Annotated in this window: 26 protein-coding genes; 11 read left to right on the forward strand and 15 right to left on the reverse strand. The window is 67.8% G+C overall.

What is annotated here, in order from left to right; all coding sequences use genetic code 11:
• Window positions 1-3: 3 nt before the first annotated feature.
• From J2Y49_RS19110 to J2Y49_RS19120, 3 genes are all read right to left on the reverse strand, one after another.
• Window positions 4-753: an electron transfer flavoprotein subunit beta/FixA family protein gene (locus J2Y49_RS19110; protein WP_310116455.1), complete on the reverse strand. Its 750-nt coding sequence runs from the start codon at window positions 751-753 to the stop codon at window positions 4-6.
• Window positions 754-905: 152 nt separating this feature from the next.
• Window positions 906-1,475, reverse strand: a complete 570-nt coding sequence (locus J2Y49_RS19115) for a cob(I)yrinic acid a,c-diamide adenosyltransferase (protein WP_310116456.1) — start codon at window positions 1,473-1,475, stop codon at window positions 906-908.
• A gap of 8 nt (window positions 1,476-1,483) precedes the next feature.
• Window positions 1,484-1,678 carry a twin transmembrane helix small protein gene (locus J2Y49_RS19120; protein ID WP_310116457.1) on the reverse strand — a complete coding sequence of 65 codons (195 nt, stop codon included), beginning with the start codon at window positions 1,676-1,678 and terminating at the stop codon, window positions 1,484-1,486.
• 213 nt (window positions 1,679-1,891) lie between these two features.
• Between J2Y49_RS19120 and J2Y49_RS19125 the strand changes: the two genes are divergently transcribed.
• Complete coding sequence (locus tag J2Y49_RS19125; protein ID WP_310116458.1) at window positions 1,892-3,349, forward strand: GH1 family beta-glucosidase; 1,458 nt, start codon at window positions 1,892-1,894, stop codon at window positions 3,347-3,349.
• Between the two features lie 22 nt (window positions 3,350-3,371).
• Complete coding sequence (locus J2Y49_RS19130; RefSeq protein ID WP_310116459.1) at window positions 3,372-3,788, forward strand: hypothetical protein; 417 nt, start codon at window positions 3,372-3,374, stop codon at window positions 3,786-3,788.
• 19 nt (window positions 3,789-3,807) lie between these two features.
• On the opposite strand, the gene J2Y49_RS19135 is transcribed toward J2Y49_RS19130, so the two are convergent.
• A complete protein-coding gene (locus J2Y49_RS19135; protein WP_310116460.1) occupies window positions 3,808-4,092 on the reverse strand; it encodes a hypothetical protein in 285 nt (94 codons plus the stop codon).
• 246 nt (window positions 4,093-4,338) lie between these two features.
• Between J2Y49_RS19135 and J2Y49_RS19140 the strand changes: the two genes are divergently transcribed.
• Window positions 4,339-5,280, forward strand: coding sequence for a peptidoglycan-binding protein (locus tag J2Y49_RS19140; RefSeq protein ID WP_310116461.1), 942 nt, complete (start codon window positions 4,339-4,341; stop codon window positions 5,278-5,280).
• Between the two features lie 77 nt (window positions 5,281-5,357).
• On the opposite strand, the gene J2Y49_RS19145 is transcribed toward J2Y49_RS19140, so the two are convergent.
• The 8 genes from J2Y49_RS19145 to J2Y49_RS19180 form a co-directional block, all read right to left on the reverse strand.
• Entirely contained in the window at window positions 5,358-6,485 is a 1,128-nt protein-coding gene (locus J2Y49_RS19145) for a hypothetical protein (protein ID WP_310116462.1), read from the reverse strand.
• Window positions 6,486-6,703: 218 nt separating this feature from the next.
• Window positions 6,704-6,934, reverse strand: coding sequence for a DUF1178 family protein (locus tag J2Y49_RS19150; protein WP_310116463.1), 231 nt, complete (start codon window positions 6,932-6,934; stop codon window positions 6,704-6,706).
• A gap of 85 nt (window positions 6,935-7,019) precedes the next feature.
• Window positions 7,020-7,700: an endonuclease III gene (nth, locus tag J2Y49_RS19155; protein WP_310116464.1), complete on the reverse strand. Its 681-nt coding sequence runs from the start codon at window positions 7,698-7,700 to the stop codon at window positions 7,020-7,022.
• A gap of 117 nt (window positions 7,701-7,817) precedes the next feature.
• The gene (locus tag J2Y49_RS19160; protein ID WP_310116465.1) at window positions 7,818-8,594 is read right to left on the reverse strand and encodes an ATP-binding cassette domain-containing protein; all 777 of its coding nucleotides are present in this window, start codon (window positions 8,592-8,594) and stop codon (window positions 7,818-7,820) included.
• A 25-nt stretch (window positions 8,595-8,619) separates the two neighbouring features.
• Window positions 8,620-9,396 carry an ABC transporter permease gene (locus J2Y49_RS19165; RefSeq protein ID WP_310116466.1) on the reverse strand — a complete coding sequence of 259 codons (777 nt, stop codon included), beginning with the start codon at window positions 9,394-9,396 and terminating at the stop codon, window positions 8,620-8,622.
• Between the two features lie 269 nt (window positions 9,397-9,665).
• The gene (alr, locus tag J2Y49_RS19170; protein ID WP_310116468.1) at window positions 9,666-10,796 is read right to left on the reverse strand and encodes an alanine racemase; all 1,131 of its coding nucleotides are present in this window, start codon (window positions 10,794-10,796) and stop codon (window positions 9,666-9,668) included.
• Between the two features lie 5 nt (window positions 10,797-10,801).
• Window positions 10,802-12,307: a replicative DNA helicase gene (locus tag J2Y49_RS19175; RefSeq protein ID WP_149222595.1), complete on the reverse strand. Its 1,506-nt coding sequence runs from the start codon at window positions 12,305-12,307 to the stop codon at window positions 10,802-10,804.
• A 131-nt stretch (window positions 12,308-12,438) separates the two neighbouring features.
• Complete coding sequence (locus J2Y49_RS19180) at window positions 12,439-13,023, reverse strand: TIGR00730 family Rossman fold protein (RefSeq protein ID WP_310116469.1); 585 nt, start codon at window positions 13,021-13,023, stop codon at window positions 12,439-12,441.
• A 143-nt stretch (window positions 13,024-13,166) separates the two neighbouring features.
• Here J2Y49_RS19180 and J2Y49_RS19185 point away from each other — a divergent pair, with 143 nt between their 5' ends.
• The 3 genes from J2Y49_RS19185 (at window position 13,167) to J2Y49_RS19195 (ending at window position 15,779) form a co-directional block, all read left to right on the forward strand.
• Window positions 13,167-13,652 (forward strand): cytochrome c, encoded by a 486-nt coding sequence (locus J2Y49_RS19185; protein WP_310116470.1) that lies wholly within the window; start codon window positions 13,167-13,169, stop codon window positions 13,650-13,652.
• A gap of 3 nt (window positions 13,653-13,655) precedes the next feature.
• On the forward strand, window positions 13,656-14,549 hold the full coding sequence (locus J2Y49_RS19190; RefSeq protein ID WP_310116472.1) for a cytochrome c: 894 nt from the start codon (window positions 13,656-13,658) through the stop codon (window positions 14,547-14,549).
• 240 nt (window positions 14,550-14,789) lie between these two features.
• Entirely contained in the window at window positions 14,790-15,779 is a 990-nt protein-coding gene (locus tag J2Y49_RS19195; protein ID WP_310116473.1) for a LysM peptidoglycan-binding domain-containing protein, read from the forward strand.
• A gap of 15 nt (window positions 15,780-15,794) precedes the next feature.
• On the opposite strand, the gene J2Y49_RS19200 is transcribed toward J2Y49_RS19195, so the two are convergent.
• Complete coding sequence (locus J2Y49_RS19200; protein ID WP_310116474.1) at window positions 15,795-16,211, reverse strand: hypothetical protein; 417 nt, start codon at window positions 16,209-16,211, stop codon at window positions 15,795-15,797.
• Window positions 16,212-16,267: 56 nt separating this feature from the next.
• Window positions 16,268-17,269: a magnesium/cobalt transporter CorA gene (corA, locus tag J2Y49_RS19205; RefSeq protein ID WP_310116475.1), complete on the reverse strand. Its 1,002-nt coding sequence runs from the start codon at window positions 17,267-17,269 to the stop codon at window positions 16,268-16,270.
• Window positions 17,270-17,422: 153 nt separating this feature from the next.
• On the opposite strand from corA, the gene J2Y49_RS19210 reads away from it, so the two are divergent.
• From J2Y49_RS19210 to J2Y49_RS19230, 5 genes are all read left to right on the forward strand, one after another.
• Entirely contained in the window at window positions 17,423-17,938 is a 516-nt protein-coding gene (locus tag J2Y49_RS19210) for a hypothetical protein (RefSeq protein ID WP_310116477.1), read from the forward strand.
• Between the two features lie 111 nt (window positions 17,939-18,049).
• Complete coding sequence (prs, locus tag J2Y49_RS19215) at window positions 18,050-18,961, forward strand: ribose-phosphate diphosphokinase (RefSeq protein ID WP_310116479.1); 912 nt, start codon at window positions 18,050-18,052, stop codon at window positions 18,959-18,961.
• 219 nt (window positions 18,962-19,180) lie between these two features.
• On the forward strand, window positions 19,181-20,926 hold the full coding sequence (locus J2Y49_RS19220; protein WP_310116481.1) for a methyl-accepting chemotaxis protein: 1,746 nt from the start codon (window positions 19,181-19,183) through the stop codon (window positions 20,924-20,926).
• A gap of 132 nt (window positions 20,927-21,058) precedes the next feature.
• Window positions 21,059-21,565 (forward strand): hypothetical protein, encoded by a 507-nt coding sequence (locus J2Y49_RS19225; protein ID WP_149222605.1) that lies wholly within the window; start codon window positions 21,059-21,061, stop codon window positions 21,563-21,565.
• Complete coding sequence (locus tag J2Y49_RS19230) at window positions 21,565-24,369, forward strand: EAL domain-containing protein (protein ID WP_310116483.1); 2,805 nt, start codon at window positions 21,565-21,567, stop codon at window positions 24,367-24,369. The genes J2Y49_RS19225 and J2Y49_RS19230 overlap by 1 nt, the downstream gene beginning before the upstream one ends.
• Before the next feature lie 66 nt (window positions 24,370-24,435).
• Here J2Y49_RS19230 and J2Y49_RS19235 read toward each other — a convergent pair whose 3' ends face one another.
• Window positions 24,436-24,819 carry a response regulator gene (locus J2Y49_RS19235; protein ID WP_310116484.1) on the reverse strand — a complete coding sequence of 128 codons (384 nt, stop codon included), beginning with the start codon at window positions 24,817-24,819 and terminating at the stop codon, window positions 24,436-24,438.
• Window positions 24,820-25,186: the final 367 nt, after the last annotated feature.

Raw genomic sequence — 25,186 nt, forward strand, 5'->3', positions numbered from 1 at the left:
CCCTCAGATCACGCGCGCTTCGTTCTTGAGCTTGTCGACCAGCGTGGCGACGTCCGGCACCTTGATGCCGGCCTGACGCTTCGCCGGCTCCGTCACCTTCAGCGTAGTCAGGCGCGGGGCGACGTCGACGCCCAGGCTGTCCGGGGTGATGGTCTCCAGCGGCTTCTTCTTCGCCTTCATGATGTTGGGCAGGCTGGCATAGCGCGGCTCGTTGAGGCGCAGGTCGGCGGTGACCACCGCCGGCAGCTTCAGTTCCACGGTCTCAAGGCCGCCGTCGATCTCGCGGGTGACCGCGACCGTACCGTCGCCGGCAACGACCTTCGAGGCGAAGGTGCCTTGGCCCCAGCCGAGCAGGGCGGCGAGCATCTGGCCGGTCTGGTTGCAGTCGTCGTCGATCGCCTGCTTGCCGAGGATGACGAGGCCGGGGGCCTCCTTCTCGACCAGCGCCTTCAGCACCTTGGCGACGGCCAGCGGTTCGGTCGTCACGTCGGTCTGCACCAGGATGGCGCGGTCGGCACCCATGGCGAGAGCGGTACGCAGCGTCTCCTGCGCCTGGGTCGGGCCGACGGACACGACGACGATCTCGGTCGCCTTGCCGGCCTCCTTCAGGCGGACGGCCTCTTCGACGGCGATCTCGTCGAAGGGGTTCATGCTCATCTTCACGTTGGCGGTCTCGACGCCGCTGCCATCCGCCTTCACGCGGATCTTCACGTTGTAGTCGACCACTCGCTTAACGGGGACGAGGACTTTCATAACTCACCCTGGCTGCTGAGCGCGCGCCCATTACGGCGAACACCGCGAAAATTGCTGTGGTTGCGAACGGACCATAGGATCTGGCATTACCACTGTCAATGACGCGCCGGAAGCGTGACCGGCGGCGCAGGCCGGATTCGGTGGCCGGCTCATCACCGGTTGGCGCCGGGAACCCACAGCACGTCGTCCGCCCCGTTGCGGTTCACCACCCGGCTCAAGACGAACAGGTGGTCCGACAGCCGGTTGACGTATTTCAGCGCCGCCGGCGTTACCGGTTCGTGGCGCGCCAGATCGGTCATCAACCGCTCCGCCCGTCGCACCACGGTGCGCGCCAGATGCAGGTGCGCGGCGGCCGCAGAGCCGCCGGGAAGGATGAAGGAGGTCAGCGGCGCCAGACCGGCGTTCATCGCATCGATCTCCGCCTCCAGCCGGTCGACCTGGGCCTGCACGATGCGCAGCGGCGGGTATTTCGGCTCCTCCTCCTCCGGCGTGCAGAGGTCGGCGCCCAGGTCGAACAGGTCGTTCTGGATGCGGCCGAGCATCGCGCCGGCCTCCGGCCAGTCATTGGTGTGGAGGCGCGCCATGCCGATGACGGCGTTCGCCTCGTCCACCGTGCCGTAGGCGGCGACGCGGCGGTCGTGCTTCGGCACCCGGCTGCCGTCGCCGAGCGAGGTTTCGCCGGCATCGCCGCCGCGCGTGTAGATCTTGGTCAGCTTTACCATGGAAACCGTCAGCCTTTGATCAGGATGGCAAGAACGAACAGCAGCAAGGCTGCGCCCTGCAGGATCACGCGCAGGCGCATCGCCTTGTTGGAGCGGCGTGGGTCGCCCCTGCCGCCGCGTGCCATGAAGAAGAGGCCGACGAACAGCGAGCCGACCACGGCCAGCATCGCCAGGACCATCAGGATGGGGAAGAGATCGTGCATGGCGCCAATATAGACCGCGATGGGCGCCGCGCCTATGGCCGCCCTTGGATGCGATACCATGGAAGTTGTCAGGGGTGTGATGTCGTGGGGGCGGTGCCCCGGAAGAATCGCCGATCCGGGTAATCACCCGGTTGCCAAAGCCGTTGGACTGCATACAGTGCGCGGCGACGGACGGCCACAGCCCGGTTGGGCGGCGGAGCGGAGATGCGGGCGATGCGGCGGCGGAGTTTCCTGAAGACGGCCCTGAAGGTGACGGCGGCCGCGGCGGCCGGTGGCGGCGCGATGGCCGCGCTGACTCGCGAGGGCGTACAGGCGGCGCCCGACTCGGCAGCCCGGACGGTCGCCTTCCCCGACGGGTTCCTGTGGGGCGTCTCCACCTCCAGCTACCAGATCGAAGGGGCGGTGGCGGAGGATGGGCGCGGTCCCAGCGTCTGGGACACCTACAGCCATTCCTTCGGGCGGATCGCCAACGGCGACACCGGCGACGTCGCCTGCGACCATTACCACCGCTATGCCGAGGATGTGGAGCTGATGGCGCGGGCCGGCATGAAGGCCTACCGCTTCTCCATCGCCTGGCCGCGGGTGATGCCGCAGGGCACGGGTGCGGTGAATCCGAAGGGGCTCGACTTCTACGACCGGCTGACCGACGCGCTGCTGGCGAAAGGCATCCAGCCCTGGCCCTGCCTGTTCCACTGGGATTTGCCCCAGGCCCTGCAGGACCGCGGCGGCTGGACCAACCGCGACATCGCCGGCTGGTTCACCGACTATGCGTTGGCGGTCACCGCCCGGCTGGGCGACCGCGCCAAGCACTGGGTGATGCTGAACGAGCCGTCGGTGGTCGCCATCTTCGGCCACGGCACCGGCGGCCATGCGCCGGGGTTGACCGGTCGCGACAACTGCCTGAAGGCCATCCACCACCAGAACCTCGCCCAGGGCACGGCGCTGGCCGCTCTGCGGCAGGTGGGCGGAAAGAACTGGCAGCTCGGCACCGTGCTGTCGCTGCAGCCGTCCTGGCCGGTGGGGGGACTCGATTCGAACTATCCGGCGTCGCTGATGTGGGATGCGGTGTGGAACCGCTCCTGCCTGGACCCGCTGTTCAAGGGCCGCTTCCCGGCGCAACTGGAGGCCGATTTCACCCGCATCGCCAAGCCCGGCGACCTGGAGCGCATCAATCAGCCGGTCGACTTCCTCGGCATCAATTATTACAGCCGCATGCACCAGCAGCCCGATCCGCAGGGGCTGTTCGGCACCGGCTACGGCTCGGCGCCGGAGGGCACGCGCAAGACCGGCATGGAATGGCCGGTGGAGCCGGACGGCCTGACCGAAATCCTGGCCGAATTGCAGGAGAAATACGGCAACCCGCCGGTCTATGTGGCGGAGAACGGCGCCGATTATCCCGACACCGTCGGCCCGAGCGGTCGGGTGGAGGATCGCGACCGCGTGGCCTATCTGCGCGACCATCTGCTGGCCGCGGCCAAGGCGATCGACGAGGGCTGCAACCTGAAAGGCTACATGGCCTGGACGCTGCTGGACAATTTCGAATGGGCGGAGGGCTACCGCCGCAAGTTCGGACTGGTGCAGGTCGACCGCGAGACGATGGAGCGCAAGCCGAAGGCCAGCTACGACTGGTACGCCTCGGTCATCCGCAACAATGCGGTTCCGCTGCGCTGAGTGCGGCGATAGACTGCCGCCCATGCCGACCCCGCGCCCGCCCCAGCCGACACGCTTCGCCATCCAGAAGGCGCGCGGCAAGGGGTGGAAGACGCTGGAGGTGGGGGAGGAGCTTGCCCACGCCAAGGCACGCTTCGACCGGATGGTCGGCATCAACCCGCGGGCCTATTTCCGGCTGATCCAACTCGATTACAACGCCGACTCCGCCTATGAGGGCATGGAGTTCAACTGGACGCTGATCGAGCTGTACGACCCCACCAAGGGGCCGCCGAAGGGGGGACGCGTTCGCCCGGCTCCGAAGGCGGCGCCGGCCGCGAAACCGGGTCGCAGGCGCAAGGCGGCGGAACCGGTGGCTTTGCCGCTGCGGGTCTATCTGGCGGTGATCCTGATCGGCACGCTGGCCGGCGCACTGGCCTACCTGCACTTCGCCGGGAGATAGAGGGGCGGACGGTGGAGCGTCACTCCGTCGCGTAGCCCTTGCGGCGCATGCACAGCGCGAAGATCTCCTTACGGTAGCCGTATTGCGGCGTTTCCGGCAGCGGGCGCAGGGGGTAGCCGCGCAGGCGCATGGTGTGGTCCACCTGCTCGGTGCATTCGTCATAGGCGATGGTCGGCACGTCGGGGCTGGCGGTCCATTCGCGATAGGCCGGCGGGCTGCTGCAGCCGGACAGCAGGAGCATGGTGGACAGGAGGGCCGCAGCCTTCGGTCCGATCCACGGAGATGCGTTTTCGAACCCGATCATGGCGCCCCTGCATTCCATGTGATGCCCCCGAATTGACGCTACCACGTCCGGCCTTTTCCGATCCATTTTCCCACACCATTTCCGGGAACGCGCCTTTTCGGCAACGCTGCGCGGCGGACAACGCAGACGCACAAAAATCGCCGCCGGAAAAGCGGCACAATCTGGTAACACGATCCATGTCCCCGATTCGCAGGGGAGTGTCGTGGCTCTGAAATCGGTCTGGCGTCACGGACGGAGGGATAGGCGATGTCTGGGATTTCGCGGCGGGTGCGTGGTGGCGCCGCGGTGGCGGCAGTTGCAGTGGTGGTGTCGGGTCTTGCGCTCGGAACGCCGGGTTCCGCATGGGCGGAGGCATCGACGGCCGATATCCAGTGGGCGCAGACCTTTCTGAAGGACAAGGGCTACAATATCGGCGGACGGGCCAAGGGCCAGATGACGCCGGAAACGCGATCCTCGCTCAGCGCCTATCAGAAGTCCGTCGGGCTGCCGGCCACCGGCAACCTCGATCAGGCCACTATCAACAAGATGATGGGCGAGCGCGAGAAGAAGGCCGCTCCCACCATGGGCAGCCTGTCCAAGAGCCAGGTCGGCCAGACCCGCCACGACAAGGAGGTGGCGCCGCGCGCCGCTCCCACCGGCCGGGTCGAGTCGGGCAACGAGAGCGTCGGCGGCATGGCCCAGTTCGGCGGCGCCCCGGTTTCGGCGCCGTCCAGCCAGTCTCCCTCCTCTTCCACCGGCCACAGCGCCCCGGCCGCGGCTCCGCGCCCCTCTGCACCGGCGGCCTCTCATGCGGTCACGTCCAGTGCAGCGCCTCAGAGTGCATCGCGTCCGCCGGCCAGCGCCGCCGAAGGACCGGCTCCGCAGGCGGCGCCCCGCGGAGCGGTGTCGGCGACGACCCCGGACGGCAAGCCGGCTCCGGTGGAGGAATCGGTGGCGGTCGGCGGCGGCACGTCGGTGTGGCAGTCGAACGCCGCGCGCGCCGGTGTGGCCGGACTGCTCGCGGTGACGCTGGGCGGCGTCGGCTTTGCGTGGTGGCGCAGCGGACGCGGTGTCGATCCGCTGAGCCGCACCCCCGCCGGCGACGACCGGCCGCGCGAGTCGCGCGTGGAGCCGAGCTTCGGCTCTCCCCGCCGCCGGGAGGAGTTGACCATCGAACCGCGGCTGACGGCAGAAGCGCGGCGGAGGTAGGCGCCGCGCCGAACAGGCGGTCAGGATCCCCGCAGCCGGCCGGCCTTGAAGATGCCGGCCGGCTGCGGAGAGTGGTGTTAGCTGAGCGTCGCTATTCTTCTTTCCAGCTCGGCCAGCTCCGCCTGGCTTTTGGCGATGCTCTCCTTCAGCAGCGGCAGGCGCTCGGCCTCGTGCCTGTCGGCGGCAGGATCGATGGCCATGCGGCCGCCCTCGAACATCAGGTTCTTCACCTCGATCTCGACCTTGGCATCGTCCTTGAACTTGCCCCGCATGTCCGGCGGGAAGCGGAAAGCAAGTGGCGCTTGCGCGTCGCCGCCAATGGAAAGCTTGGTCACATAGGTGAAGCCGGCACCGGTCCCTGTCCATGGAAACAGCTTCGAGGTCGTGACCTGATAGCGCGGAACGGCGCCGTTGGGTGAGGTGACGGTCAAAGCCAGATGGATCTCGACTATCCTGCGTCCGGTTCCGTTCTTCACATCGAAAAGAACCTCGCGCTCATTGGCGTTGCTGCCGATCTGCCCCACCCGCGCATTCCCCACCACGACGGCTCCGACAGCACCCTCACCTCGCGCAGCGGCCGGGCGGGCCAGTTCAGCCTCGAGCTTTGCCAGTTCGCCCTGCGATGCCGCGATCTGTTTGCCGACCTTGTCGGCTTGCGCACGCAGGCGCTTCAATTCCTCCGCCTTGCGCTGTTGCTCCTCAGCCTTGCGCTGCCGCTCGGCATACTCCGCCTGCCGCACCCGTTCAGCCTCGGCAAGGCGCTGCCGCTCGGCTTCCTCCCGCTCCCTCCTGAGCGCCATCTCCTTCGCGTGATTTCCCTGCTCGGCTTCGATGAAGGCGATGATTTCCTTGGCGGTTTTTCCGTGTAGCGGCGTGGCCGTGCGCTCGAAGAGAAACTCCTCCCTCTGGTTCGAGCCCTGCCCGCTGGTGTCGCAGTCTCCGCCAAAGATCGCGGTGAGCATGCACACCCCGAACTCGAGCCCGAAATGCGAAAGGAGTTCGTCCTTGTGTCTCTCGAGAATCACCACGCTCCAGTCGTTCAGGGCTTTCTCAAGCTTGGCGGCGTCGCTCTTGCCCATGGAAACCTGCATATCGAGGATACTGCGGCGGCTGGTGTCCTTGTTCGTCGCATCGAACCTCGTTTCGTTGCAGGCGCCCAGCAACAGGCTGGCTGCCAGAAGTATCGCCAAACCGATACGCATCATGTCCTCATAATTCTCAAAAAAATTGCCGGGAAGAGGCTGGAGAGAGGCGTCGGCAAATCATCTCGGGATACCGGGCGCCACGCTCCGTCCGGGCGCGCCGTCCGTGTAATCCGTCTCAATACTTTGCTGCAGGAGGGCCGGCAGTTTGTGTCCGAAAGACCGTCACCTATGGTGAACGGTGCGATTCGTCCTGCACGGCCCGGCGGAGGCTGTCGCCCTCACATCATCATCGGACAGCCGCCCCCGCCGCAACCGCCGGGTGCACAGGCGGGAGCCGGGGCCGGCTGCGACTTGCCGACGCGCGGGGCCATGATGGCCTTGGCGACCTCCGTGCCGCCGCAGGATGGGCAGGGAATGCCGGCGGTCTTCTTGGCGTCGTAATCGGCCATGTTGTCGAACCACTGGTCGAAATCATGGCCGCAGGCGCAGTGCAGGGCGTAGACGATCATCGCGGAGCCTCGAAAAGAGAAATCTCGGCCGCTCTTCTAGCCAAGCGTCCGCGGTCCCGCCAGGATCTGCATCAATCGCTACGCCTCAGCGCGACTCGGTGACGCCGACGCGGGCGCACATCGACAGCAGCGGGCAGGTTGAGCAGCGCGGCCGGTCACCGGTGCAGATCCATTTGCCGAAGGGGACCAACCGCTCGTTGATCTCCACCCAATAACGCTTGGGCAGCACCGCCAGCAGCGCCGCCATGGTCTTTTCCGGCGTGCGCGCCGACACATAGCCCCAGCGGTTGGTGACGCGGTGGACGTGGATGTCGACCGCCAGCGCCGGAATGTCGAAGCCGACGGCCAGCGTCAGCGCCGCGATCTTCGGCCCGACCCCGCGGAAGCGCATCAGCGCGTCGGGCGTGTCGGGCACTTCGCCGCCATGCTCCTCGACGATGCGGCGGGAGAGGTCGCGGATGTCGCGCGCCTTGGGTTCCGGGAAGGTGGCGCCGTGCAGAAGCTCCACCAGTCGCTCTTCCGGCAAGGCGGCCATGGCGGCCGGAGTGTCTGCGACGGCGAACAGCCGTTCGGCGACCATGAGGCTGGTCTCGTCCCGCGTGCGGGCGGAAATCAGGCTGGCGACCAGCTGCTGGAAGGGGGTTGCATAGCCGCGGTCGCGCAGGTCGAACATCGCCGCCTTGGGGTAGGGGGCGACCGCGATCCGCAGGCGGCGGAAGGCTTCGTCGATATCGAAGGCCTGGAACGTCGCGGGCTGCAAACTCACGGGGAGACCACCTCCGGGGAACGGGCTGCAACGGCACCCCGTTCGACAACCGGCAAGTCCCCGTGATTGTTCCGGTCAGAATGTTCCGGCCGGAACGCTCCGATCAGAGCGCCCCGATCAGAGCGCTTTAATCTGCATCTTGATCGGCCCGTCCGCCCGGCCATGGACGAACTGGTCGACATAGGCGTTGCCCGAATTGTCGATGTCGCGGGCGTGGCCGGTCCAGATGATGCGGCCCTGATAGATCATGGCGACGCGGTCGGCGATCTTGCGGGCCGACGCCATGTCGTGGGTGATGGTGACCGCGGTGGCGCCGAGATCCTTCACGCACTGCACGATCAGCTCGTTGATGACGTCGGCCATGATCGGGTCGAGGCCGGTCGTCGGCTCGTCGAAGAAGATGATCTCCGGCTCGTCGGCGATGGCGCGGGCAAGGCCGACGCGCTTCTGCATGCCGCCCGACAGCTCCGACGGCGACAGCTCCGCCACGTCGGGGGTGAGGCCGACGGCGCCCAGCTTGGCGACGGCGATCTCCTTGGCCTGGGATCGGGGCATATGGGCGCCCTGGATCAGGCCGAAGGCGACGTTTTCCCAGACCGGCAGGCTGTCGAACAGGGCGGCGCCCTGGAACAGCATGCCGAACTTGTGCAGCATCTTCTCCCGCTCGCGCGAGCGCAGGCGGGTCGTCTCGACGCCGTCGACCTGGATCGAGCCGGAATCCGGCGTCAGCAGGCCGAGGATGCTCTTCAGCATCACCGACTTGCCGGTTCCCGATCCGCCGATGACCACCAGCGACTCGCCCTTCGCCACCTCCAGGTCGATGCCGTTCAGAACCTTCTTCGGGCCGAAATGCTTGGTCACGCCCTTGAGCGCGATCTTCGGGACGGTGGTCATGGGCCCAGTGTTCATGGGATGGCGCTCACTTCGTCGAGAAGAAGATGCCGGTGATCAGATAATTCCACACCAGGATCATGATGGAGGCCGACACCACCGCGTTGGTGGTCGCCGCGCCGACGCCCTGGGCGCCGCCCTTGGAGTGGTAACCGTGGTAGCAGCCCATCAGCGCGATCAGGAAGCCGAAGATCGCCGCCTTCACCAGGCCGGAGATCACGTCCAGCGGTTCCAGGAATTCCCAGGTGCGGTTGATGTAGCTGGCGGCGTTGAAATCCAGCCGGTAGACGCCGACCAGGAAGCCGCCGAACACGCCGATGATGTCGGCGACCACCACCAGCAGCGGCACCATGGTCAGGCCGGCGATCAGGCGCGGGGCCACCAGATACTTGTACGGATTGGTCGACAGGGTCGACAGGGCGTCGATCTGTTCGGTGACCCGCATGGTGCCGATCTCCGCCGCCATGGCGGCGCCGATGCGGCCGGCGACCATCAGGCCGGCCAGAACCGGCCCCAGCTCGCGCGTGATCGACAGCACGACGACGGTGGCGATGGCGCCCTCGGCCTGGAAGCGGGAGAAGCCGCTGTAGCTCTGCAGGGCCAGCACCATGCCGGTGAACAGTGCCGTCAGCCCGACCACCGGCAGCGAATAATAGCCGATGTCGATCATCTGGCGCAGAATCTGCCGCGGATAGAGCGGCGGGCGCACGCAGTGCGACAGGGCGGATCCGGTGAACAGGGCAAGGCGTCCGGTCGCTTCCAGGAAGATCAGGAAGGCCCGGCCGGTGGCGGCGAGGAAACCCATCAGTCGGCCCGCATCCTTGGTTTGAGACTCATTTGGGCGATGCGGTCATAGCACCGTTGGGCGTCGCGGTCATCCTTGGACTTTGCAATGGTGGGAGGACGCCCCTTCGCCCTCTCCCGTCTCGGGAGAGGGAGGGGACCCACGAAGTGGGGAGGGTGAGGGGGTATCCAAGACTCCCGAACCGCATGGCTTCGTGCCCAACCCCTCACCCTTCCCATGCTTTCGCATGGGCCCCTTCCCTCTCCCGGGACGGGAGAGGGACTTCTAGGTCACCCGCCCACATAAACCCGGTGATAGCGCCTGCCGAGCGAGGTCAGGATCTCGTAGCCGATGGTCCCGCCCTCCGCCGCCACCGTGTCGACCGGGCGGTTCGGTCCGATCAGCTCGACCATGCGGCCGGCATGGGCCACCGACTCCGGCAGGCCGGTGACGTCGATGGTGATGAGGTCCATGGAGATGCGGCCGACGATGGGCGCGGCGATCCCATCGACGAAGATGTGGCCCTTGCCGCTGAGAGAGCGCAGATAGCCGTCGGCATAGCCGACGCCGATGGTGGCGATCCGCGCCGGGCCGGTGACCTTGTGGGCGGCGCCATAGCCGATCGTCATCGGCACCGCGCAGTTGCGGACCTGCAGCAGACGGGCGTCCAGACGCACCGTACCCTGCATCGGGTTGGGCAGATGCGGCGTCGGGTTGACGCCGTAGAGCGCGCAGCCCGGCCGGGCGAGGTCGAAATGATGGGCCTTGCCGTGGAAGATGCCCGACGAATTGGCGAAGCTCGCCTTCGCCTTCGGCAGCCGGGCCAGTGCCGCGCGGAAGCGGTCGAGCTGCTCCCCGGTCATCGGGCTGTCGAACTCGTCGGCGCAGGCGAGGTGGGTCATCCAATAGCGGACGTCGATCCCTTGCAGCCGTTCCGGATGGGCGGCGAGCTCGTCCAGCTCGTCGGGGCCGAGGCCAAGGCGGTTCATGCCGGTGTCGATGTGGATCACCGCCGGCAGAACCTCCCCCCGCGACGAGGCAAAGGCCCGCCACGCCGCGATCTCGCCGAGGTGGTTCAGCACCGGCAGGATGCGGTTGGCGAGGAATTCCTCCTCGCACCCCGCGGGCAAGCCGCCCAACGAGAAGATTTGCACCTCCGCTTGAGCCTCCGGGGCGACCGGTTCCAGCGCGCGGCGGACGGCCAGCGCCTCCTCGAACTGGGCGACGACGAAGGTGCGGCAGCCGGCGGCGGCCAGCGCCGGGACGACGCGCGCCACCCCCAGCCCATAGGCGTCGGCCTTGACCACGGCGGAGCATTCCGCCGGGGCGACGCGGTCGCGCAGCTGCGTCCAATTGGCGACGACGGCGCCGAGATCCACGGTCAGGATGGCGCCGGCACGCGGGTTCAGGTCGCTCGTCACTCTGGTCACTCGTCGGTCTGGTGGTGCTGGTCGAGATCGCCGAACTTGGTGAACTGGCCGTCGAAGTAGAGGCGGACGGTGCCGATCGGACCGTGACGTTGCTTGGCGATGATCACCTCGGCGGTGTTGTGCACCTCGCCCAGGCGCTGCTGCCAGCGCTGATAGCGGTCGTTGAACTTGTCGTCGCTCTCGTCGGGCCGGCGCGATGGCTCGGCGCGCTCAAGGTAATACTGTTCGCGGAAGACGAACATGACGACGTCGGCGTCCTGCTCGATCGAGCCCGATTCGCGAAGGTCGGCCAGCTGCGGGCGCTTGTCCTCGCGAAGCTCCACCGCGCGGCTCAGCTGCGACAGCGCCACCACCGGCACGTCCAGCTCCTTGGCGATGGCCTTCAGGCCGCGGGTGATCTCCGAGATTTCCTGCACCCGGTTCTCCGACCCGCGCGACGACGAGCCGCGCAGAAGCTGGAGATAGTCGACCACCACCATGCTGAGGCCGGAGGTGCGCTTCAGCCGGCGGCAGCGGGTGCGCACCGCGGCGACCGACAGGGCAGGCGTGTCGTCGACATAGAAGGGGCAGCGCGCCAGATCCTGGCTGGCCTGGACGAATTTCGGGAAGTCGGTGTCGCGGATCTCGCCGCGGCGGATCTTGTCGCCCGGCACCTGCACCTCGTCGGCGAGGATACGGGTGGCCAGCTGTTCCGCCGACATTTCGAGGGAGAAGAAGCCGACCACGCCGCCTTCCTGCCCGCTGGAGCGCATGTGCGCCTTGGCGGCGTTGAAGGCGATGTTGGTGGCCAGCGCCGTCTTGCCCATCGACGGGCGGCCGGCGAGGATGATCAGGTCCGACGGATGCAGGCCGCCCAGCTTGCGGTCGATGTCGATCAGGCCGGTGGTGACGCCGGTGACGTGGCTGGAGCGGCGGAAGGCCGCCTCCGCCGTCGTGATGGCGTGCTTGACCGACTCGCCGAACGCCACGAAGCCGCCCTGCACGTCGCCGGTCGAGGCGAGATCGAACAGCTGCTTTTCCGCCTCGCCGATCTGGTCGAGCGCCGTGATGTCGAGGTCGTGGCGGTACGCCTCGTTCACCATGTCGGTGCCGACCTCGATCAGCTGCCGGCGGATGAACAGGTCGTGGATGGTCTTGCCGTAATCGCCGGCGTTGACCACGGTGACGACGTTGGCCGCCAGTTCCGCCAGATAGGCGCTGCCGCCTTCCACCGCCAGTTCGGGATCGTTGTCGAACAGGGACTTCAGGGTGACCGGATTCGCGATCTGGCCGCGGTCGATCATCTTGGTGATGGCGGCGAAGATGCGCTGGTGGGCCGGATCATAGAAATGCTCCGGCCGCAGGAACTCGCCGACCTTCTCGTAGGCCTTGTTGTTGACCAGGATCGCGCCCAGCAGCGCCTGCTCCGCCTCCTCGTTGTTTGGGGGCGTGCGGTACTCGGCCGTCGGCTTGACCGCGGCGGAGGGGCGGGGATCGAACAGCGATGAGGTCTGGTTGCTCATGAAGGACACAATAGCAGAAACAGAACGGGAACGCTCTGCGAAGGGTGGGGAACCCTCCACAAAAGCTGTGCACAGAAGTTATCCACAGGCTGGGAAGTTTGGGGATAACCGGAGGAAGGGCCGACCCGGCCTCAGAACTTCTTAGGCTGGGCCGGATGGGCCGCATCCGGCATCACCTCCAGCGCCTCGAACACGCCGTCGATGTGGTCGGCGACGCTGTAGAGGGCGGAGCGGTCGATGCGGGCGAAGCCCTGGGCGACCATGTGGTCGATCAGGCCGAGCAGCGGGCGCCAGTAGCCGTCGACATCGGCGATGACGATCGGCTTGTCGTGCAGCTGAAGCTGCTTCCAGGTCAGGATCTCGAAGGCCTCGTCCAGGGTGCCGAGTCCGCCCGGCAGGACGATGAAGGCGTCGGAGTGCTCCACCATCATGCGCTTGCGGGTGTGCATGCTGTCGACGACATGCAGCTCGGTCAGGCCGGTGTGCTCGATCTCCGCCGACTGGATGTGTTCGGGGATGATGCCGACCACCTCGCCGCCGGCGGCGATCGCGGCGTCGGCGGCGATGCCCATCAGCCCGACCCGGCCGCCGCCATAGACCATGCGGATGCCGCGGCGGGCCAGCCCGTCGCCCAGCGCATGGGCGGCTTCCTTGTAGACATCGGCGACGCGGCTGGATGCACCGCAATAGACGCAGACGGACGACAGGCTCTTCATCGCGGGTCAACCTTTCTCGCCACCACCGCCCACCCGGGGCGGGGCGTAAACAATCCGGTGGAAGCCATGGAATATCGGGAGAGGGCAGCGCGTCAACAGCGGCACAAGCACCGTTAAGCCAGGGCATCATCGGGAGGGACCACATGAGCAACCGCGTCGTCAATGTCCTTGCGGCGGCATCCGTCGCCGGTCTGATGTTCGCGCTGTTCGGCATGTCGGCGGGCAAGGCCGGCGCCGCCGATCCGGCCGAGCAGGTGAAGGACCGGCAACAGACGATGAAGAAGCTCGGCGGCGGGATGGGCGCCGTCGGCAAATATGTGAAGAACGAGGGCGCCACCCTGGAGGATGCGGCCAAGGGGGCGGAGGCCGTGCTGGCGGTCTCCAAGATGGATCCGAAGGCGATCTTCCCCGAAGGCACCGCGGTGGGGGTGACCGACAGCGCCGCCAAGCCGGAGCTGTGGAAGAACTGGGCCGAGGCGCAGCGCTACTGGAGCGGCCTGCAACCGGTGGCCGAGAAGCTGGACGCCGCCATCAAGGGCGGCGACCGCGCGCAGATCGCCCAGGCGCTGGGCGCAACCTCCAAGGCCTGCGGAAGCTGCCACGAGGACTTCCGCGTCAAGAAGAACTGACCGATGCGGCGCGACCTGACCGCCGCCGCGATTCTGTTGCCGTTCGCCGTCGCGGGCGGCGGTGCGCTGGCCGCGGACGGGGCGTCGGCGGGCGACGCGGCCGCCGGCGATGCGGTGACCCGCGGTGCCTACATATTCCATGCTGCGGGCTGCCTCGGCTGCCACAGCAACGAGAAGGCGGGCGGGGCGCCACTGGCCGGCGGGCGGGCGCTGGAAACCCCCTTCGGCACCTTCCACACCCCCAACATCACGCCGGACCCGGAGACCGGCATCGGCCGCTGGAGCGACGCCGACTTCATCCGCGCCTTCCGCGAAGGCGTGCGGCCCGACGGCGCCGCACTGTTTCCCGCCTTTCCCTATGCCAGCTACACGCGGATGACCGACCGCGACCTGCTGGACCTGAAGGCGTATCTGTTCAACCGGCCGGCGGTCGCGGCCCCGAACAAGCCGCACGACCTGACGCCGCCCTTCTCCTGGCGCTTCCTGCTGCCGGTCTGGCAGTGGATGTATCTGACCCCCGGCCCGGTGCCCGACGACCCGGCCCAGCCGCCGGCCTGGAATCGCGGGCGCTATCTGGTCGATGCGCTCGGCCATTGCGGCGAATGCCACAGCCCGCGCACCCTGATGGGCGGCATGGACGCCGACCGCTATCTGGCCGGCAACCCGGACGGCCCGGACGGCGACAAGGTGCCGGGGATCACCAGCGCCGAGAGCAAGGGGATCGGCGACTGGTCCGACGGCGACCTGACCCTGCTGCTGGAGACCGGATTGACCCCGGAAGGCGACGTCGTCGGCGGTGCGATGGGCGAGGTGGTGCGCAACAGCACCTCCAAACTGACGGCCGAAGACCGCGCCGCCATCGCCGCCTATTTGAAGACCGTGCCGGCGAAGGAGTGACTCCACCCGATTCTCGCCCGAATTCTGATCTTAGGAGGCAATCGATGCCGATTGGCCGATGGGAATGCTCCAACGGCGCCATTCTTTTGGCACCTGTCCTTCTGCTATAGTTGCCCATCCTGCCGTGGTGGCGGGCCGCCGGATGGGTGCTCAGTGAAACGAAACGCGTTGTTCGCAGCTTTGGGCGTGGCTCTGACGGGTGGGGCGGCGGCGGTTGCCCTGTGGCCGGCCGGAGGTCCTGTGCAGGCGCCGGTTCCGGCGGTGTCGGCTCCCGCCGTTCGTGCCACCGCCTCGCCGGCGACGACCCAGCCGGCGGCTCCCGCGGCTCCCGCGGTGCCCAGCTTCGACGTGGTTCGGGTCGCACCGGACGGGGCGACGGTGATGGCCGGCCGCGCGGCGCCGGGATCGCAGGTGACGGTCACCGACGGCGGCACCCCGGTCGCCACAACCAAGGCCGACCAGCGCGGCGAATGGGTGATGCTGCCCGACAAGCCACTGGCCCCCGGCACGCGCGAACTGAACCTGAGCGAGGCCCGCCCCGGCTCCGACACGCCGGTGCCGGCCGACAAGGTGGTCGTGGTTATGGTGCCCGACCCGGCAGCCAAGCCCACGGCCGAACAGACCACTGCGACCCAGGGCACCGCGACCGACTTGGCGTCACAGGGCACCGCCGTCGCCGTAGCGGTTCCGCGCGACGGGTTGGGCGGCGCGCCGGCATCCATGGGCGGCAGCTCGGTTCTGCAGGCTCCGCCGGTGCCGGCCAACGGCGCGCCGCCGCCGCCGGGCGGCGTGTCGGTGGAGACGATGGACTATGATCCTGCCGGCCGCGTGGCGCTGGGCGGGCGGGCCGCGCCCAACAGCGCGGTGCAGCTCTATCTCGACAACATCCTGGTCGGCAGCGCCCACACCGATCCCAAGGGCGGCTGGCGCCTGATCCCGGAAAAGCTGATCGATCCCGGCGTCTACACCCTGCGCGCCGATCAGGTCACCCAGTCCGGCAAGGTGGTGGCGCGGGCCGAACTGCCGGTCCAGGTCTCCGCCTTGCCCGCCGGGGCCACCGACGGGCGCAGCATCGTCGTCCAGCCCGGCAACAGCCTATGGCGGCTGGCCCGCCGCACCTATGGCGACGGCATGCTCTACACCACCATCTACACCGCCAACCGCGAGCAGATCCGCGACCCGGACCTGATCTATCCCGGCCAGATCTTCTCGCTGCCCCAGGTGAATTGACCGGGGACCGCCGGCTCAGTCGGGCGGCAGGCGGCCGATGGCGGCCCAGCCCAGCGGAGTCAGGCGCAGCATTTCCGGCCCCTTGCCGGCCGGATTGGTTTCCAGCGCCACCAGCTCCCGGTTCTCGAACCAGGCCCAGCGCGCCACCTCGGCTGTGGTGCCGGGCCAGCCGTCGGCAAGGCGCTTCAGCACCTCCAGGTCGGCCGACGCGATGGGGAAGCGCGGCTTGGGCGTCAGCGGTTTCGCCACCGCGGCTGGCGTCGAGGCGGGAGCGGCCGCCGGCAGGGGCGGGGCGTCGGCCCCGGCATGGGCGCGGATCCAGTCGGTCTGATAGCTGCGGAGCGCCTGTTCCAGCTCGCTCCGCGCCGCGTCCACCGGGCAGCGCAGATAGGCGTCCAGCAGGGCGTGCAGCGTGTTCTTTGCGTCGCTCATGGTCTGAATATTCCTAAAGGGCACCTTGGCCGGGAAGTCACCCCGCCGCGGCAGCGTCAAAGCCAACCCGTCCGCCGGAAGCGGATATACAGGCCGACGCAGACGGCGGCGATCACGGCAAGCACCGCCGGGTAGCCGTACCGCCAGTGAAGCTCCGGCATATGCTCGAAGTTCATGCCGTAGAGGCCGGCGATGGCCGTCGGCACCGCGAGGATGGCGGCCCAGGCGGCCAGCTTGCGCGTCACGTCGTTCTGCCGTGCGGCGGCCAGGATCATACTGGTTTCGAAGGCGAAGGACAGCACCTCGCGCAGCGATGCGATCTGATCGTTGACGCGGATCACATGGTCCTGCACGTCGCGGTAATAGGGGCGGATCGCCGGGTCGATCATCGGCAGGTCGAAGCGATCCAGCCGCGAACAGACCTCCAGCAGGGGCGAGGCGTTGCGGCGCAGCCGCTCCAGATCGCGGCGCAGCTGGTGGATGCGCTCGATCTCCGCAGTTCTGGGCGGGCGGGCGATCAGCTGGGCGTCCAACTCCTCCACCATCGCCGCCATCTGGTCGAGGACGGGAACATAGCAGTCCACCACATAGTCCATCACGGTGTAGACGACGAAGTCCTCGCCATGCTTCAGCAGATGCGGCGCGCTCTCCGCCCGCGCACGCACCGGCGAATAGCTGGTCGATGCGCCGTGGCGCACGGTGACGACATAGCCGCGCCCGGCGAAGACATGGGTTTCGCCCAGCACCAGTTCCCCCTGTTCCAGCCGGGCGGTGCGCAGGACCATGAACAGGCTGTCGCCATAGACTTCCACCTTCGGGCGCTGGTGGGCGTGCAGCGCGTCCTCCACCGCCAGTTCGTGCAGGCCGAACTGGCGTTTCACCTCCATCAGCAGCGCCTCGTCCGGTTCCCACAGGCCGATCCAGACGAAATGGCCGTCCTTCGCGGCCCAGGATCCCGCCTCCGCGACCGGCACGTCGGCGATGCGCCGGCCGTCGCAATAGGCGGCGCTGGCCATGACGGGGGTGTGGGTGGGAGCGGGGGAGGGCGGCAAGGTCATGGTTCGGAAAACCGGACTGCGGGCGGCGGAGTGGCGGCACTCTAAAGAGGTTCTCCGGCAGCGTCGACGAATCCATGGAGCCGGCCGGGCGGACCGGGCGTCCCGCGCGTTGTCACTGCCAAGGACCAGTTTCGGATCGGGAAGGAAAAGGTAATGTTCCAAACGGCGGCGCGCGGCATGTATCTGCTGGCGGCGGTGACGCTCAGCCTGTTCGCCCTGCTGTTCATCGGCCTGTCGGCCCTGACCGTCGTGGAGGGGATGGTGGCGCTGGACAGCCACGCGCTGACCTCGGCCATGCTGGAAGGGGTCGGGATGATCGTGCTGGCCATCGCCGTCTTCGAGATCGCCAAATACCTCTACGAGGAGGAGATCGTCCGCGAACGCGAACTGCGCCGCGCCGACGAGGCCCGCCGCACCCTGACCAAGTTCCTGACCACCATCATCATCGCCGCCAGCCTGGAGGGCCTCGTCCTGGTGTTCGAGGCGCGCACCAGCGAGATCTCCGCCATCGTCTATCCGGTGATGCTGCTGGGGGTGGTCACGCTGCTGGTGGTCGGGCTGGGCGCCTTCCAATGGCTGGCGCGCAAGGCCGAGAGCATCCATGTCGATCCCGCCGCCTCCGACGCGGACGAGGCGGAGACCGACAAGGGCGGGGAAGAGAAGGCATAGTCCGACAAGACGGGGCAGGCGGCCGCAGCGTCCGCCTTTTGCCATCATTGACCCGGCCACGCCGCCTGCGCCAAGCTTGCCGGCATCCAAGGTGGTAGAGGGAGAAAGGGCATGCCCCGCAATACGGGCAACTACACGGCCGTCTACGGGTTCCCGGAGTCGGCGGACGCGGCGCGCCGGCTGGCCCAGGCGCTGGACATCCCCTGCCACATCGCCGAGCTGCACCGCTTTCCCGACGGCGAGAGCCTCGTCCGCCTGCCCGAGCCGGTCGAGCGCGCCATCGTCTACCGCTCGCTCGACCGCCCGAACGACAAGCTGGTGGAACTGACGCTCGCCTCCTCTGTGCTGCGGCGCCAGGGGGCGACCGACCTCTGCCTGGTGGCGCCCTACATGGCCTACATGCGCCAAGACGCCATCTTCAGGCCGGGCGAGCCGGTCAGCCAGACGGTGGTCGGGGAGTGGCTCGGCCGCTGCTTCGACCGGTTCGTCTGCGTCGAGCCGCACCTGCACCGCACCCACACGCTGGACGAGGTGTTCGTCGGCCGCCCCTCCATCGCGCTGAGCGGGGCCGCGCCGATCGCCGACCATCTGCGCGCCGCCGGCGTGGCGCCCGGCACGGTGATCGTCGGCCCCGACGAGGAGTCCGCCCCGCTGGTGGAGGCGGTGGCCGGCGCGCTCGGCCTGACCGGCGTGGTCGGGCGCAAGGAACGGCGCGGCGACCGCGACGTGACGGTGGCGCTGCCGCCCGATGCGCCGATCCATGGCCGCCCGGTGGTGATCGTCGACGACGTGATCAGCTCCGGCGAGACGATCTTCTCCTGCGCGCGGGCCGCGCGGGTGCTAGGGGCCGACACGGTGCAGGTGTACGGCGTCCATGCCCTGTTCAACGACACCGTCGCCGGGCGCTTCGCGGCGGAAGGGCTCGGCCGCCCGCTGTCCTGCGATGGCGTGCCGCACCCGTCCAACGCTTTGCCCCTCAGCGGCCTGATCGCAGAAGCCATTCAATCATTCGCAGACAAATGATTACTCCCGGAATGTGGCCTCTGTAGACGGTCCGGCGTCGCAGAGATGCCTGATGAGGAGGCAGGTGCGACCATTATGCATGGTCCTTTGCCGATCCTTTGATCCATTACGGCCGGCCAAAGGTTGCCATTTACGATAATTGTCATATAACTGTCGCCGGATGCATCGCGGCTTCGCGCTGATTGTGCGTATGCCGCATCAATGGTGTGGATGGGCGACATGGCGGCTGATGGGCGGGCACTTCGGGCGGACGCGGGTTTCTTCGGGCTTGAGGCGGAGGAACGCGGACTGCTGGCGAGCATGGGGCGGCTGATCGACCGCAGCCTGCCCGACCTGTCCGAGCGCTTCTACGCCCACCTCTCGCGATGGCCGGAGACCCGCAAGCTGCTGGACGCCCACGGCGACCTGCCCCGGCTGAAGCGGCTGCAGGCCGATCACTGGCGCCTGATGTTCCAGGAGGCCGGTTCGCCGGCGCATGAGGCCCGCTGCCGGGCGGCCGGGGAGGCGCACCTGCGCATCGGGCTGGAGCCGTCCTGGTACATCGGCGCCTATGGCGTTGTGCTGAGCGACCTGCTGGCCCTGGTGCAGGGCGCGCTGCGCTGGCGCCCGGCCACCGCGCGGCGGGCGGTGGCGGCGGTTGCCCGCGCGGTGTCGTTCGACATGGACCGGACCCTGGCGGGCTACGGCCTGTCGGCTGCCGGAACCGCCGGTGGCGCCGAAAGCGGGCGGCCGCTGGGCGACTTCGCCGCGGCGCTGATGGACCGCACCATCGATGTGGCGATGGGCATCAACGACGCGGCGGTCGCCAACGCCCAGATGGTCGGGCAACTGCGCGCGGTCGATCACGAATCCCAGGGCATCGCCGCCGCGACCGAGGAGACGGTGACCGGTATCCAGGAGATCTGGGCGCGCAGCCGCGACGTCGCGGCGCTTGCCGGGGAGGCGCGGTCGGTGACCGCCGACGGCGGCCACACCGTTCAGCAGGCGGTCGCCCGCATGGAACAGATCGCCACCGCGGTGGATGGGGCGGCGACGCGGGTCGGCGAGTTGTCGGTCGCCTCCGAACGCATTGCGGAGATCGTCTCCACCATCGAGGCGATCGCCAAGCAGACCAACCTTCTGGCCCTGAACGCGACCATCGAGGCGGCGCGGGCGGGGGAGGCCGGCAAGGGCTTCGCCGTGGTGGCGAGCGAGGTGAAGAACCTGTCCAACCAGACCGCCCGCGCCACGGAAGACATCCGCCTGCGCATCGACGCGCTGAAGGCGGAAATGGGCGCCATCGTCGCATCCATGGAGGACGGCACCCGCGCCGTCTCTGCCGGCCAGCAGGCGATCCGCGAGGTCAGCGAACGCATGGCCGACATCGGCGACCATATCGGCCGCACCGAACAGCGCATGTCCGACATCGCCAGCATCCTGACCCAGCAGTCCGCCGCCGCCAATCAGGTGGCCTCCGGAACCGCGCGCATCGCCGAAAGCAGCGCGTCCAACAGCGCCGCCATCCTGCGCAGCGTCCAGGCGACGCGCGGCGTGGAGACCCTGCTGGGCAACCAGCTGACCCAACTGATGGAGCAGGACATCCCCGGCAAGATCGTGAAGATCGCCAAGGTCGACCACGTCATCTGGAAGAAGCGGCTGGCCGACATGCTGGTCGGGCTGGAGACCCTGCGCCCCGACGAACTGGCGAGCCACGAGGCCTGCCGGCTTGGCAAATGGTATTACGGTCCGTCCTCGATGGGCTACCGCGCGCATTCCGCCTTCGTCCGGCTGGAGGCTCCGCACCGGCTGGTCCACGACCACGGCAAGGCCGCCGCCCGCGCCTTCCTGGCCGGCGACATCGACCGTGCGCTTGCCGAGGTGGCGGAGGTCGAGCGTGCGTCCAAGGACGTCATCGACCTGCTCGACACGCTCGACAAGGCCGGGCTGGAGAACGGCCCGACGCCGGCCGCCGCGGTCGGGTTCTGAAGGCGACTTCCGACCGGCCGGTAACACTAACGATCGGGGCAGGTTCTGGTGTAGGCTGGCCGACATAGGCGGGCGAGCTAAGGGCGGCCCGGCAAGGATGCGCGAGGGCAGGCCGTTGAGCGGAGAGGTGTGATGTCGAAGGTGACGGACGTCGTGCTTCGGATGTCCCGGAAGCTGACGGAAGACATCGCCGCCCTGGGCCGGCTGCGCGCCGCGGGAAAGCCGAAGACCTTTCCGCGCTTCCGCGAGATCCGCGCGGCCTATCTGGACATCCAGGGGCTGATCTTCTCGATCCAGGAAAGGCTGGAGGCTGCCGGGAAGGAGCTGCCGCCGAATTTCCCGCAATGGGTTCTCCGGCAGAAGCTGAGCGCCATCGCCATCTTCACCGACATCAGCCATTCCTTCGTCAGCGACCCGCCGCTGGCCCTGACGTCCTCGCTGGGCGCCTTCGACGTGCTGGTGGCGGAGCAGAAGGCCTTCAACGAAACCCTGCACACCTTCGACACGATGCTGATGGAAGCGGGCATCGACGACAAGACCGCCGACGAACTCGATGCGACCCGCAGCAAGATCGAGCAGATCCTGGGCATGATCGAAACGCTGCTGCTGACCAGTCCCAAAATCCTAGAGGAGTTCTGATGGCGGAACCGGCAGCCGATCCCGCAGTCGATCAACCTGCGGACCGCCCGCCGGCCTCCCGCCCGGAACCCTCCTTCCGTCGCTTCCTGCGCAATCTGCCATTGCCGGCCATCATACCCATTCTGGCTTTGATTGCCGGTTGCGGCCTGTCCGTGCTGGCGATGCTCCAATCCGACCGCCTGCTGACCCGCGAGGAGGAGCATCGCTTCGCCACGCGGGCCGAGGAGATTCACGGCCAGCTGGCCGACCGGCTGCAGGTCTATCAGCAGGTCGCCCGCAGCGCCGCGTCGCTGGTGATGACCTTCCCCGACCTGCATTGGACGCAGTGGAACCGCTTCGTCGAGGCGCTGGACATGCCGCGGCGCTATCCCGGCATCATTTCCGTCGCCTATGCCCGCGCCGTGCCGGCCACCCGTTCCGGCGAACTGGTGGCGGCGATGCGCGCGGCCGGCCTGACGAATTTCCGCATCTGGCCCGAGAGTGCGGGGGCGGAGCGGGTGGTCAACATCTTCACCGCCCCGGTCGACGAGGCGAATGTGCGGGCGATCGGCTTCGACATGATGTCGGAAGCGACGCGGCGCTCCACCATCGAGCGGGCGCGCGACAGCGGCGAGCCGGCCGCCACCCGCGCGATCACTCTGAAGATCGACGAGGCGGCGGGGGCGAAGCCTGCCTTCATCCTTTATCAGGCGACCTATCGCGGCGATCCGCTGCCGCCGTCGCTGGAAGCGCGGCAGGCCTCCTTCACCGGCGTGGTGCTGGTCCCGGTGCGGATCGGTCCGCTGGTGGACGGGCTGGTCGACGAAAAGCAGCCGGACACCGGCATCGAGATCTACGACGTGCCGCCGGCCGATGCGGAATTCCCGCTCTACCGCAGCCGGCGTCCGCTGGAAACTACGGCCGCCATCAGCCTGATGCGGGAGCTGCCGGTGGGCGGCCGGGTCTGGACCGTACGCTACGACAGCCTGCCCGACGGGGTGCTGACCGCCCATGAATGGGTGCCGGGGGCGCTGCTTGCCAGCGGGATCGCGCTGAGCATCGCGCTGTCGCTGATCCTGCGCATGATGCTGGCGACCCATTCCCGTGCGGTCGAACTGGCGGGGGAGATGACGGCCTCGCTCCGCCTGCAGGAGGCGGAACGGCAGCAGTTGTTCACCCAGGCGCCGCTGGGGATCGCGCTGGTCGGCACGAACGGCCTCCTGACCGACTGCAACCCGGCCTTCGCCGCGGCCGCGGGGCTGGTGCGGGAGGAGCTGCTGGGCACCGACTTGCGGCTGCGCTTCGGCGACCAGGCGTCCGTCTTCGCGCTGGAAGCGGCGCTGCAGGGGGAAAGCGGCAAGCTGGAATCCGACCAGCCGCTGGTGCTGGGCGGGCGGCGCAGTCATTTCAGCCTGCATTTCCAGCCCGTCATCCTGACCGAAGAACTGAAATTCATCCTGGCCTTCGCCGAGGACATCGGCGAGAAGCGCCGGGCGGAGCAGCATATCCAGTATCTGGCGCATTTCGATGCGCTGACCGGCCTGCCCAACCGCGTCCTGCTGTTCGACCGCATCGCCCAGGCCCTGCGCGAGGCGCGGCGCGAGGGCAGCAAGGTGGCGGTGCTGTTCATCGACCTCGACCGCTTCAAGGTGATCAACGACAGCCTGGGCCACAGCTTCGGCGACGAGGTGCTGCGGTCGGTGGCCCGGCGGCTGCAGTCGGGATTGCGCGAATCCGACACGGTCGGCCGGCTGGGCGGCGACGAGTTCCTGATCGTGCTGCGCCGCGTGACCGAACCGGAGGATGCGGCGCGCGTGGCGGAGAAGGTGGTGGCGCATCTGGCCAGCCCCTTCACCGTCGGCGGCCAGAATTTCGTGGTGACGCCCAGCATCGGCATCAGCCTGTATCCCGACGACGCCGATGACCCGGAAGGGCTGATCCGCTGCGCCGACATCGCCATGTACCACGCCAAGGAAAATGGCCGGAACGGCTTCCGTTTCGTCACCAAGGAGATGGGCGCCAGATCGCGCGAGCGCATGGATTTGGAAGGAAGCCTGCGCGACGCCATCCGCGAGGGGCAGCTGTTCCTGGTCTATCAGCCGCAGGTCGATACCCTGACCGGCCGCATCGTCGGGCTGGAGGCGCTGATCCGCTGGCGCCACCCGGAGGAGGGGTTGATCCTGCCCGGCCGCTTCCTGCCGGTGGCGGAGGAGACCGGGCTTGTGCTGGCGATGGGCGACTGGGTGCTGTTCGAGGCCTGCGCCCAGATCCGGCGCTGGCGTTCGCGCCTCGACCTGTCGATCCCGGTGGCGGTCAACGTTTCCGGCGCCCAGTTCCGCGACGGCCAGCTGCCAGCCAAGGTGGCCCGTGCGCTGGACGCCAACGGCCTGAGCGGGCCGGAACTGGAGGTCGAGGTGACGGAAAGCACCCTGATCGACGATGTCGAATCGGCGGCGGCGACGCTGGGGGCGTTGAAGCAGCGCGGCGTTCTGATTGCGCTGGACGATTTCGGCACCGGCTATTCCAGCCTCAGCTACCTGCACCGGCTGCCGATCGACAAGCTGAAGATCGACCGCTCCTTCATCCACGACCTGTCGACCGGCGCCAGCGACGCCTCCGTCCCGCGCGCCATCGTCGGGCTGGGCCGCAGCCTGGGCCTTTCGGTGATCGCCGAGGGGGTGGAGACGCAGGAACAGCTGCAGTTGCTGCGCGACTTGGCCTGCGAAAGCTACCAGGGCTTCCTGTTCAGCCGCCCCGTCCCGGCCGACGAGATTGAGCGGCTGCTGGGCAGGCAGGGCGCTGCCCATGCGGTGGCGGTGGAGTGAGGGCAGCGATCGGATGTGCCATCGAGGGGTGCCGTTTCGACCGGAGCGACCGGGAGCAGACCCCCGTCATCCAGGGAAGTCCGCTGAAGCCGGGTCGCTGTGCGGTCTGCACTGTAACAGTGTGTCGATCACGGCCGTGTCGCTGTAGGGCTTCGCGATCACCGGACGGTGGCGGTGCGACTTGGGCAGCCCATCCTCACCATGGCCAGTGGTGAAAATGAAAGGAATGCCCGCGGCAGCCAGACGGTCCGCAACGGGATCGATCTTCTGGCCTCGCAGGTTGATGTCGAGCAGCGCAATGTCGAAGCGGTTTGCTGCGATGATTTCCAGAGCGCTGTCGATCGAGCCAACGGGGCCAAGGCAGATGGCGCCCTGGTCGCTTAGCACATCTTCCAAGCTCATCGCGATCAAAGGCTCGTCTTCGACGATCAGAATGGTCAGGTCGGTCAAAGCAGTGCGAACCAAGGTTTCCTCGCCTGATTTTCGGTGTTGATATTAGCGCACAAAAAGGAAAATCGAGTGATTCGCTAAAAGCTTATTTCGATTTTCTGATGAGATCTTTTTCGAATCATATCCATCATTTTAGGGAATGAGGGTTCGCATCCTCTTGACAGCATCCGCATGATCCAATCACCGCGTTATAGGCCAAATGTCCTAATCCAAATGGAAAGTGCCGCTCACGCGGTTCTTCCATGCCAGACGACATGAATACGTTCGTAGAGCGACGCTGGATCTGTGAGTCAGGCGATTAAATGAACCGCATCGAATTGGAGGGGAATGGAGGAGAGGGTAGCCGCAGTGCGTTTCGGAAGCGCCC

This window comes from Azospirillum sp. BE72 (assembly GCF_031455875.1).
GTDB lineage: Bacteria > Pseudomonadota > Alphaproteobacteria > Azospirillales > Azospirillaceae > Azospirillum.